The following is an 11,298-nucleotide window of genomic DNA, read 5'->3' as shown; positions in this document are numbered from 1 at the left end:
ATTCCCGGGGTGGCCATCCCGGGAATCGCATCCAGCCTCAGCGCCAATTAAGCATGAAACAAACAGACAATTCCTGTGCTTGTCACAGGAATCCATGCCTCAACAGTAATGCTGCCTCAACGAGGAAAAATATCCCATCGTTTCCATCAAGAGGTGAAATGCTTCAGTGCCTCCCGCTCTATCGCCAATGCTCTATTCGGAAAAGCCCCTTTCACTCCGCGAGCAGTTCGCCCATCGCCGCCAGAAAGCGCTTGTTGATAACATCCCGCTTCAAATGGCATCCGCCCTCCACCTGCTTGCGGCCAAGCGCCCAAACACAATCGACATCGACACCGCCAGCGAATATCCAGTGGTCGAGAATCTGGTCGCCGGCGAGATAGGGGACCGCGCTCAAATCGAGCGAAACGATGTCCGCATGATTGCCCTCGGCGAGCCCGGCCGGTGCAGCGAGCGCCGCCCCGCCGCCCGCGAGTGCTTCATCGAAGAGACGTCGCCCCGTCGAACCGCCGGGCGTTGCGACGACATTGCGGGCGCGAAGCGCGAGCCGCTGCGAATATTCGAGCTGGCGCAATTCCTGGGGTAAGGAAATCAGCACGTTGGAATCCGAGCCGATGCCGAAACGTCCGCCTGCGTCAAGAAAGAGCGGCGCATTGAACGTGCCGTCGCCGAGATTGGCCTCGGTGATCGGGCAAAGCCCGGCAACAGCGCCGCTTGCCGCCATCCGGCGCGTCTCGTCATCCGTCATGTGCGTCGCATGGATAAGGCACCAGCGCCCATCGACGGGAGCGTTGTCGAGCAGCCATTCGACCGGGCGCGCACGGACCCAAGCGATGCAGTCCTCCACCTCCTTCACCTGCTCGGCGACGTGGATATGGACCGGCCCTCTACCCGCCATCGGCACGATTTGCGCCAGTTCGCCCAAGGTAACCGCCCGGAGGCTGTGCGGGGCAACCCCCAGTTCAGCGCCCTCCAAGCGGTCAACGATCGCCCGGCACCCCTCCATTAGCTTTTCGAAACTGTCGGTGGAATTGATGAACCGCCGCTGGCCCTCGATCGGCGCGGCGCCGCCGAAGCCGGAATGCGCATAGAACACGGGCAGCAGCGTCAGCCCGATGCCCGTCGTCTCGCTGGCCGCGCCGATCCGCCCGGCGAGTTCGGCGATGTTGGCATATGGCCGGCCATCCTTGTCATGGTGCAGATAATGGAACTCGCCGACGCGGCCGAAACCCGCCTCCAGCATTTCCATGTAGAGCTGGGCGGCGACGGCCTCGACATGCTCCGGCGTCATCGACAGCGCGAATTTGTACATGACCGTGCGCCAGCTCCAGAAGCTGTCGCTGGCCGGTCCCCTCACCTCAGCCAAGCCCGCCATCGCCCGCTGAAAGGCATGGCTGTGAAGGTTCGGCATGGCGGGAATGAGAATTGCGTGGCGCTCGTCATCCGGCCCCGGCGCAACACCGGTTTCCACGCGGGCAATGCGCCCCGCAGCAATTGTCAGGCGCACGTCCGATTGCCAGCCCTGCGGCAGAAGCGCCGTCTTCGTGTGAAGCCTCACCATGCCTGTCCCTTCCTTTTCACGATGGAAGATTTCTCTTGTCACCCTATTATTATGTATATACATTATAAGCATAAAGAAAGGCGTAAAGCTGATGAGTGGGAACTCTTTTTCGCAGAAAGGATCGCCTGACCATGGCCGTCCGGTCCTCTTTCGCAACGCACGGCTGGCGACACTGGCCGTTGGCGGCGAAGGTCTTGGCATTGTCGAAAAAGGTGCCTTGCTGATCGAAAACGGCCGCATCGCCTTTGCCGGAGCGGAAAGCGACTTGCCTCTCTCCGCCCTCGGGCGGTCGGAAATCGTCGATCTGGAAGGCCGCTGGATCACCCCCGGCCTCATCGACTGTCACACCCACCTCGTCCATGCCGGAAACAGGGCGCATGAGTTCGAGCTGCGGCTTGCCGGAGCCACCTATGAGGACGTGGCCAAAGCAGGCGGCGGCATCGTCTCCTCGGTCAAGGCGCTCCGCGCCGCGAGCGAAGAGGATTTGCTGCGCCAGACCCTGCCCCGCCTCGATGCGCTGATCGCCGAAGGCGTCACCACCGTGGAGGTCAAATCCGGTTATGGTCTTGATCTGGAAAACGAGCGGAAAACACTCACGGTCGCCCGGCGGCTAGGAGGCGAACGGCCCGTTTCCATATGCACCAGTTTTCTCGGCGCGCACGCCCTGCCGCCCGAAGCCGATGGCGACAAACAGGCCTATATCGACCGCGTCGCGAATGAGATGCTTCCGGCGATTGCTGCTGAACGCCTGGCCGATGCGGTGGACGGTTTCTGCGAGGGTATCGCCTTTTCTCCGGAACAGATCGCCCAAGTCTTCCGCGCGGCGCAAAAACATGGCCTGCCGGTCAAGCTCCACGCCGACCAGCTGTCGAACCTGCACGGGGCGAAGCTTGCCGCCGAATTCGGTGCGCTTTCGGTAGACCACATGGAATATACCGACGAAGCTGGCGTTATCGCCATGGCAAAGGCCGGGACGGTGGCGGTGCTGCTGCCGGGCGCATTTTATTTCATCCGCGAGAAGCAGTTGCCGCCGGTCGAGCAGCTTCGCAAGCACGGCGTGAAGATCGCCATCGCCACCGATTGCAATCCCGGCACCTCGCCGCTGACTTCGCTGCTCCTCACCATGAACATGAGCGCGACGCTGTTCCGCTTGACTGTCGATGAATGCATCGCCGGGGTGACGCGCGAGGCAGCCCGCGTGCTCGGCATTCTCTCTGAGACCGGAACGCTCGAAGTCGGCAAATGGGCCGACCTCGCCATCTGGGATATCGAACGCCCGGCGGAACTCGTCTACCGCATGGGCTTCAATCCCCTGCATCGCCGGATATGGAGGGGACAATGACGACAATTTTGCTTGAGCCCGGTGCCGTACCGCTCGGTACGCTTGAGAGAATTTACTGGACCGGCGCGGCGGCGCGGATCGATCCGGCCTTTCATGCAGGCATCGAAAAGGCTGCAGGTCGCATCGCGGAAATCGCAGGCAGCGACCAGCCGGTCTATGGCGTCAACACCGGCTTCGGCAAGCTGGCGAGCATCCGCATCGACGCCTCCGATGTCACCACGCTCCAGCGCAATCTGATCCTTTCGCATTGCTGCGGCGTCGGCGCGCCTTTCACGGAAGAGATCGTCCGCCTCATCATGGTGCTGAAGCTGATCTCGCTCGGGCGCTGCGCGTCCGGCGTGCGGATGGAGATTGTCCGCCTTATCGAGGACATGCTGGAGAAAAGCGTCATCCCCGTCATCCCGGAGAAGGGCTCCGTCGGCGCATCGGGTGATCTGGCGCCGCTCGCCCACATGGCTGCCGCGATGATCGGCGAAGGCGAAGCCTTCGTTCAAGGCGAGCGGCTTGCCGCGAGAGACGCGCTGTCCAAGGCAGGGCTGAAACCCGTCGTGCTCGCCGCCAAGGAAGGGCTCGCCCTCATCAACGGCACGCAGGTTTCCACCGCGCTTGCTCTTGCCGGGCTGTTTCGAACGCACCGCGCGGCGCAAAGCGCCCTCATCACAGGCGCGCTTTCGACCGACGCCGCCATGGGTTCGTCGGCCCCCTTCCATCCGGAAATCCATACGCTCAGGGGCCATAAGGGCCAGATCGATACCGCTTATGCGCTGCGCACCCTTCTGGAAGGCTCGCAAATCCGGGCAAGCCATCTCGAAGGCGACGAGCGCGTGCAGGACCCCTATTGCATCCGCTGCCAGCCGCAGGTGGATGGCGCCTGCCTCGATCTCTTGCGCATGACCGCACGCACGCTGGAAATCGAAGCCAATGCCGTCACCGACAACCCGCTGGTGGTCAGCGACGGCTCCGTGATATCGGGCGGGAACTTCCACGCTGAGCCGGTCGCCTTCGCCGCCGACCAGATTGCGCTCGCCATCTGCGAGATCGGCGCGATTTCGCAGCGCCGCATCGCGCTTCTCGTCGATCCCGCGTTGAGCTTCGGCCTGCCGCCATTTCTCGCCAGGAAGCCCGGCCTCAATTCCGGGTTGATGATCGCGGAGGTGACCTCCGCCGCGCTGATGAGCGAAAACAAGCAGATGTCGCACCCGGCATCGGTCGATTCCACGCCCACCTCGGCCAATCAGGAAGACCACGTCTCCATGGCCTGCCACGGCGCGCGCCGCCTCATGCAGATGAGCGAAAACCTCTTCTCCATCATCGGCATCGAGGCGATCACCGCCGCGCAAGGCCTCGATCTGCGCGCGCCTCTCAAAACCAGCCCGGAACTGCTGAAAGCGCACGCCACGATACGAGCCGCCGTGCCGGAACTCGAGATCGACCGCTATATGGCTGATGACCTGAAGGCGGCGCGCGGTCTCGTCGCCACCGGCGCGCTGAATAACTCTGTTTCCGCCGGTATCCTCCCCGCATTGGAAAATTGACATGGCCGCATTCGAAGTCCGCCAAGGCAACTCGCCCGTCATCCTTGCTTTTCCCCACACGGGAACCGAGGTGCCATCGGATATAGGGGAGAGGCTCAACGCCAATGGGCGTCTGCTGGCGGATACAGACTGGCATATTCACAAGCTCTATGACGGGCTGTTGCCGGATGCGACCACTGTCCGCGCCACCTTCCATCGCTATTGTGTAGACGCCAACCGCGATCCCCTAGGCACCAGCCTTTATCCCGGCCAGAACACCACGGGCCTCATTCCCGAAACCGATTTCGACGGCGAGCCGATCTGGCTGGAAGGCGGGGAACCGGATGAGGCCGACATCAAGGCCCGGCTCGCCGCCTTCCACGCGCCCTATCATGCAGCCCTTGTCGCTGAAATCGAGCGGGTGAAGACGATCCACGGCGTCGCCATCCTCTACGACTGCCATTCGATCCGCTCGCAAATCCCCTTTCTCTTCGAAGGCAAGCTGCCGGATTTCAACATCGGCACCGATAATGGCAAGACCTGCGCGCCGGAAATCGAGGCGGCTGTAAAGGAGATCGCCGGGGGCGCCGACGGATACACTTCCATCCTCAACGGACGCTTCAAGGGCGGCTGGACCACGCGCCATTACGGCAAGCCGGAAACAGGCGTCCACGCCATCCAGATGGAACTGGCGCAATCCACCCATCTCGCTTCAGAAGCTCCGCCTTTCGCCTATGACGAGACGAAGGCTGAAAAGCTTCGTATTCATCTGAAAGCCATTCTCCAGCGCATCGAAGCGCTCGCACTGACAACACAGCGGTTCGTTCGTTGATGGAATCGCCAAGCGCCCTCGTCCTTCGAGGCTCATTTCGCTTCGCTCCAATCGCACCTCAGGATGAGGGCTACTGCAAGCGCCGGCGCCCGTTCACCCTCATGGTGAGGTGCGACCCTGAGCCGCGAGCTTGCGAGCGAGTCGAAGGGGAGCCTCGAACCACGAGGGTGAAGGGATCTAGGAAAAGCAGTATTAAAGGAACCCACACATGACCAACCCACGCCACAATATCCGCGAAATCCGGGCGCCGCGCGGAACCGAGCTCAACGCCAAGAGCTGGCTGACCGAAGCGCCGCTGCGGATGCTGATGAACAATCTCGACCCTGATGTAGCCGAGAACCCGAACGAGCTGGTGGTCTATGGCGGCATTGGCCGCGCCGCCCGCACCTGGGATGATTTCGACCGCATCGTCGCGACCCTGAAAACGCTGGAAGAGGACGAGACACTGCTGGTGCAGTCGGGCAAGCCGGTCGGCGTGTTCAAGACCCACGCCAACGCTCCGCGCGTCCTCATCGCCAATTCCAATCTGGTGCCCCATTGGGCAACCTGGGACCATTTCAACGAGCTCGATAAGAAAGGTCTCGCCATGTATGGGCAGATGACCGCGGGCTCGTGGATCTATATCGGCACGCAGGGCATCGTTCAGGGCACCTATGAAACCTTTGTGGAGGCTGGACGCCAGCATTATGGCGGCGATCTCAAGGGAAAATGGATCCTGACATCAGGCCTTGGGGGCATGGGCGGCGCGCAGCCGCTCGCCGCTGTCATGGCGGGCGCCTGCTGCCTTGCGGTGGAATGCGACGAGACCCGCATCGATTTCCGCCTGCGCACCCGCTATGTCGATGCCAAGGCGACGACGCCGGACGAGGCGCTTGACATGATCGACCGCTGGACGAAGGCGGGCGAGGCAAAGTCCGTCGGCCTTCTCGGCAATGCGGCGGAGGTCCTGCCGGAACTGGTGCGCCGTGGCGTGCGCCCCGATATGGTCACCGACCAGACCTCGGCGCATGACCCGATCAACGGCTACCTGCCCAAGGGCTGGACGCTGGCCGAATGGCGGGAGAAGCGCGAAAGCGATCCGAAGAGTGTGGAAAAGGCGGCCCGCGCGTCGATGCGCGAGCATGTCGAAGCCATGCTCGCCTTCTGGGACCGGGGCGTCCCGACGCTCGACTACGGCAACAATATCCGGCAGGTCGCCAAGGATGAAGGGCTGGAAAACGCCTTCGCCTTCCCCGGTTTCGTCCCTGCCTATATCCGTCCTCTCTTCTGCCGCGGCATCGGCCCCTTCCGCTGGGCCGCGCTTTCCGGCGATCCGGAAGACATCTACAAGACCGACGCCAAGGTGAAGGAGCTTCTGCCCGACAACAAGCACCTGCACAACTGGCTCGACATGGCGCGCGAGCGCATCGCCTTTCAGGGCCTCCCCGCCCGCATCTGCTGGGTGGGCCTCGGCGACCGCCACAAGCTCGGCCTCGCCTTCAACGAGATGGTCGCAAAGGGCGAGCTGAAAGCCCCTGTCGTGATCGGACGAGATCACCTCGATTCCGGCTCCGTCGCCTCGCCGAACCGCGAGACGGAAGCGATGAAGGACGGCTCCGACGCCGTCTCCGACTGGCCGCTGCTCAACGCGCTGCTCAACACCGCCTCCGGCGCAACCTGGGTGTCGCTGCACCATGGCGGCGGCGTCGGCATGGGCTTCTCACAGCACTCCGGCATGGTGATCTGCTGCGACGGCACGGACGATGCGGCGCGGCGCATCGAGCGGGTATTGTGGAACGATCCGGCGACGGGGGTCATGCGCCATGCCGATGCAGGCTATGACGTCGCCATCGATTGCGCCCGGGAGAAGGGCCTGCGCCTTCCGGGCATTCTGGGCAACTGATGAGGCATTCAACGAGGCGGTCCAAAAGGCCGCCTCGTCTGCTTTAGAACGGGTCATGGTTTAATGGAATCGCGAGACATACCCCCCTCTGCCTTGCCAGGCATCTCCCCCTCAAGGGGGGAGATTACGCTGTCATTGCCGCTTCCGCCAATCATCAATATTCCCAGAATATGTGCCGTCGCCGATGCAGGCCAATCTCCCCCCTTGAGGGGGAGATGCCTGGCAAGGCAGAGGGGGGTAAACGTCCCGCCAGCGTTTCCATCTAAATATGAAATGCTTTAAAACTTCAAAAAATAAGGGGAACTACAATGACAGACTCAGTACTCACGCAAAGCGGCTCGCGCGGCACCGCCGCCCTGAAGCTCATCGTCTACAGCTTCATCGGCATATTCTTCTTTTTCGTGCCCGTCACCATCGGCGGAAAATCGACCATCCTGCTCGATCACGCGGCGTCGGCAATCGCCACGAATTTGCGGCCCGCGGCGCTCGTCTTCGTGACCGCGCTGATCGCCTATGGCGCGATTGCGCCCTTCATTCGCGGCACATGGAACAAGAACACCACCGAAACAGTGTTTTCACTGCTCCGCGTGCTGGGTCTCATCCTCACGGCCATGTATCTGGCAGGCATAGGCCCGGCGGCGATTTTCACCCCGGACATGCTGCCTTTCCTGTTCGACAAGCTGGTGCTCTCCGTCGGCCTGATCGTGCCCATCGGCGGGCTGGCGCTCGCCTTCCTCATCGGCTACGGGCTTCTGGAACTCACCGGTGTCATCGTCCAGCCGATCATGCGCCCGATCTGGCGCACGCCCGGCTGGTCGGCCATCGACGCTGTCGCCTCCTTCGTCGGCAGCTATTCGCTGGCGCTCCTCATCACCGATCGCGTCTACAAGGAAGGCAAATATACCCCGCGCGAAGCGGCGATCGTCGCCACGGGATTCTCCACCGTTTCGGCAACCTTCATGATCATCGTCGCCAAGACGCTCGGCCTGATGGGCGCGTGGAACCTCTATTTCTGGACGACCTTCGTCGTCACCTTCATCGTCTCGGCCATCGTCGCCCGCCTCTGGCCTCTGCGTGGAATGGAGCATACGGGCGACCGCGACATGCCGTTGCCCGAAGGCAAGGGCCGCTTGGCTACGGCCATAGACGCCGGTATCGAACAGGCCCAGAAGGCGCCCGGAATTTTCTCCCTGCTTGGCGCGACCTTCCTCGATAGCCTGCGCATGGCAGCGATGATCCTGCCCAGCATCATGGCGGTTGGTCTTCTTGGATTGCTCGCCGCCAAATACACGCCGATCTTCGATATCCCCGGCTTTGCGCTCTACCCGTTCACCTGGATCGCGCAGCTTGCCGAGCCGATGCAGGCCGCAAGGGCGCTGGCCTCAGGCCTTGCCGAGATGTTTCTTCCGGCAATCCTGCTTAGGGATGCCGACCCGGTGCTGAAGTTCGTGGCGGCGGTCGTCTCGGTCAGCCAGGTGCTGTTCCTTTCGGCCTCGATCCCCTGCATGCTGGCGACATCCATCCCGCTCCGGTTCCGTGACCTGATCGTGATCTGGTATATCCGCACCGCGCTCAGCATTCTTCTCACGGCGCCCGTCGCCTTCTGGGCCGCGTCCAAAGGCTGGCTCGGCTGATGGGCATCACGCTTCTACGAGCGGCGGATCACCGCCGCATGCCCTGGAAAAACGGCGGTGGAGAGACGACGGAGATTGCCGTCTTTCCACCGCATGCGGGGCTATCGGATTTCGACTGGCGGATCAGCATGGCGAAGGTAGCGAGCGACGGCCCCTTCTCCATCTTCCCTGAAATCGACCGCACGCTTTGCATCCTTGACGGCAATGGACTCGGGCTTTCAATCGAAGGACAGGGGTGTATTCACCTGAATACCCCCTCCGCACCCTTGTCTTTTCCCGCTGATATCCCTGTCCATGCCCGGTTGACGGATGGTCCCATCACCGACCTTAACGTCATGACGAGACGCGGCCGTTTCACCCACACGGTACGGCGCGTGGATGTGGAACATCCAATGACCATGCCCGTAAGGGGCACGCCGGCCGTCATCTTATGCCATCATGGCGCCATACGCTTGGATGACGAGACCCAAGCGGCGCAACTTGCCTCGCTCGATTGCCTGCTCATCGACAACGCGGTGGAAAAACCGCTGCGTTTATCCGGCCCCGGCAGGATTTTCGTCATCGAGATCTTCCAGGGACCATGAAGTGCCTGATGACAACGGAACCATGTATTTCCTATTTAGCAATCACGCCGGAGCGGCTTTTGTTGTCTCCATCTCCTGCTGCGGCCATCGCTGCAGCGCCTCCCGTCCGGCATCCGTCAAGTTGTAAACACCCCGCTCAAGCCGCTCAAACCAGCCGTAGACATTTGAAAGCAGGATCTTCCCGGCATCCGGGACGCTCGATCTGATGTCGCGCACCCGCATCGGCCCGGATGCCAACGCCGCCGCGCAGCCGAGCGCCTGCTGCCGATAGGCGGTCATGACAGGCATGCGCGTGCTCCCGCCTACCGCCGGATCGCCGCGTCGCCGCTGGTGTTCGCGCATGAGCTTTGAGCGCCGTTTCGGATCGGTTCGGGGCATTGGCGATACGGAGCCGACGATAATGCTGACGCCGCCCGCATCCGAAACGCCGAGCATGCCAATCCCGAGCCTGCGGCAAAGATCGCGATAGCGCTTGTCGGCCTCCCGGCCTTTGCCCCTGGCGGACACGCGCGCCGCGATCCAGATCTCGTCCGCGGCAACAGCGCGGTCGACGGCCTGTAGGATGAGTTCCAGATTGAAGCTCAGTTTCAGTTCACAGATCACGATCACGGGAGGATCGCCATCGCTCAAGCCGACGAGATCGCAGCCGCCGACTTCTCCCTTGACGACGTAACCTGCCTTTTCCAGAAAGCCTTTGACGGGCAGATAAAGCGACGTTTCCATAGGCCTGCAGGGTTTACACGGCGAATCGTTCCCACAGATTACACCGATCCGCGCGCGCATTCGCGGTTATTGAGTGCAATCTGCCCCGCCCATTCCATTGATGCCAGGCGTGGGCAGCGGAATATTCGGGCGCGCATTGGCGATTGATCGACCTTTCGCAGAGCCGGCTTGCCACGCTTTCAGTCTAACATCAGGAACCCGCAGGCCGCCATTGCTCCCACGCCGGCCCATCCCTGAACCAATACTCTATTGGTTCTCTATTATTCCAAATTTCCTGCTTGAAACGAAACAAAAAGTACCGTTTATAATGAAGACGGGAACAAAATGATAAGGCATGAAATGCCGGGAGAACTTTATGCAGCGGGACAAGAATCCAGCTGGATCGAGTGTGGACCAATAACGCCAATGGTTCATTATTCGTCATCCATGGAGAGCAGCGAACAGATAAATGCTGCTTTGGAAAAACTGCGTTCGATGCTCGAAAGTCCTTCGGACGAGGCAAGCATCCGGCTGCCGCCCGAACGGCAACTGGTTGAGCTTCTGGGCGTAGGGCGCCGGACCATTCGCGTGGCGCTCGACATTCTGGAAAAGGAAGGCCTGATCTGGCGCAAGCAAGGCCAGGGCACTTTTGGCGGCCAGCCCGCCCCGCTGGCGGGGATGCCTGCAATGCGCCTCGCGGAGCATACGAACCCTCTGGAAGTCATGGATGTTCGTATCGAAATAGAGCCTGCCCTGGCACGAATGGCTGCCGCGCGCGCTACTCCCGCCCTCATCCAGCAGTTGGAACGCCTGGCGTTGAAGGCGGAACAATCGACGGATGCCGCGTCCTGGGAACGCTGGGATTCCGCGTTTCATGCGAAAATTGCCGATGCCTCAGGCAGCCAGCTTTTCATCGCCATCATGGCGATGATCAACGGTATCCGCCAAAGCCCGTCATGGCGCCAGTTTCGCGCCCGGATACGGTCGAACGGGCAAACAGCCCTGTCCATTGAGCAACACGCGGCCATTCTGGATGCCATCCGCCGATTGCATCCGCTGGATGCCGAAGCCGCCATGCGGGCGCATGTGACCTCCTTGCGCGACGCCGTCATTGCCGAAATCGGCGGGGGCGCGAAAGCCGGCATACCCATGGAGGCCTAGACTCCGAAGATAACCGCAACTCTTCACGAAAAACCAAAAGGGGAAAAAGATGAAGCGGATTTCCAGATTTCTTACCAAAACCGGCGTTA

At 61.7% G+C, this 11,298-nt stretch carries 9 protein-coding genes; 7 read left to right on the top strand and 2 right to left on the bottom strand.

Going from position 1 to position 11,298, the window contains the following annotated elements; all coding sequences use genetic code 11:
* Positions 1–211: 211 nt before the first annotated feature.
* Positions 212–1,558 (bottom strand): formimidoylglutamate deiminase, encoded by a 1,347-nt coding sequence (locus C7477_RS10365; protein ID WP_110751773.1) that lies wholly within the window; start codon positions 1,556–1,558, stop codon positions 212–214.
* 91 nt (positions 1,559–1,649) lie between these two features.
* On the opposite strand from C7477_RS10365, the gene hutI reads away from it, so the two are divergent.
* The 6 genes from hutI to C7477_RS10330 all read left to right on the top strand — a co-directional run bounded on the left by hutI (position 1,650) and on the right by C7477_RS10330 (position 9,346).
* On the top strand, positions 1,650–2,900 hold the full coding sequence (gene hutI, locus C7477_RS10360; protein WP_110751771.1) for an imidazolonepropionase: 1,251 nt from the start codon (positions 1,650–1,652) through the stop codon (positions 2,898–2,900).
* The gene (gene hutH / locus C7477_RS10355) at positions 2,897–4,435 is read left to right on the top strand and encodes a histidine ammonia-lyase (protein ID WP_110751769.1); all 1,539 of its coding nucleotides are present in this window, start codon (positions 2,897–2,899) and stop codon (positions 4,433–4,435) included. The genes hutI and hutH overlap by 4 nt, the downstream gene beginning before the upstream one ends.
* A 1-nt stretch (position 4,436) precedes the next feature.
* The gene (hutG, locus tag C7477_RS10350) at positions 4,437–5,246 is read left to right on the top strand and encodes an N-formylglutamate deformylase (RefSeq protein ID WP_110751767.1); all 810 of its coding nucleotides are present in this window, start codon (positions 4,437–4,439) and stop codon (positions 5,244–5,246) included.
* Positions 5,247–5,454: 208 nt separating this feature from the next.
* On the top strand, positions 5,455–7,128 hold the full coding sequence (hutU, locus tag C7477_RS10345) for a urocanate hydratase (protein ID WP_110751765.1): 1,674 nt from the start codon (positions 5,455–5,457) through the stop codon (positions 7,126–7,128).
* Between the two features lie 308 nt (positions 7,129–7,436).
* On the top strand, positions 7,437–8,762 hold the full coding sequence (locus C7477_RS10335; protein WP_110751760.1) for a YjiH family protein: 1,326 nt from the start codon (positions 7,437–7,439) through the stop codon (positions 8,760–8,762).
* 5 nt (positions 8,763–8,767) lie between these two features.
* Positions 8,768–9,346 carry a HutD/Ves family protein gene (locus C7477_RS10330; protein WP_110751800.1) on the top strand — a complete coding sequence of 193 codons (579 nt, stop codon included), beginning with the start codon at positions 8,768–8,770 and terminating at the stop codon, positions 9,344–9,346.
* Between the two features lie 42 nt (positions 9,347–9,388).
* On the opposite strand, the gene C7477_RS10325 is transcribed toward C7477_RS10330, so the two are convergent.
* Complete coding sequence (locus C7477_RS10325) at positions 9,389–10,069, bottom strand: DUF2161 domain-containing phosphodiesterase (RefSeq protein WP_110751758.1); 681 nt, start codon at positions 10,067–10,069, stop codon at positions 9,389–9,391.
* A gap of 324 nt (positions 10,070–10,393) precedes the next feature.
* Here C7477_RS10325 and C7477_RS10320 point away from each other — a divergent pair, with 324 nt between their 5' ends.
* A complete protein-coding gene (locus tag C7477_RS10320; protein ID WP_110751756.1) occupies positions 10,394–11,209 on the top strand; it encodes an FCD domain-containing protein in 816 nt (271 codons plus the stop codon).
* The last annotated feature ends 89 nt before the right edge of the window (positions 11,210–11,298 follow it).

The sequence above is a fragment of the Paramesorhizobium leguminum genome, from assembly GCF_003217235.1.
GTDB lineage: Bacteria > Pseudomonadota > Alphaproteobacteria > Rhizobiales > Rhizobiaceae > Paramesorhizobium > Paramesorhizobium leguminum.
This window is presented reverse-complemented; position numbering and strand designations above follow the sequence as displayed.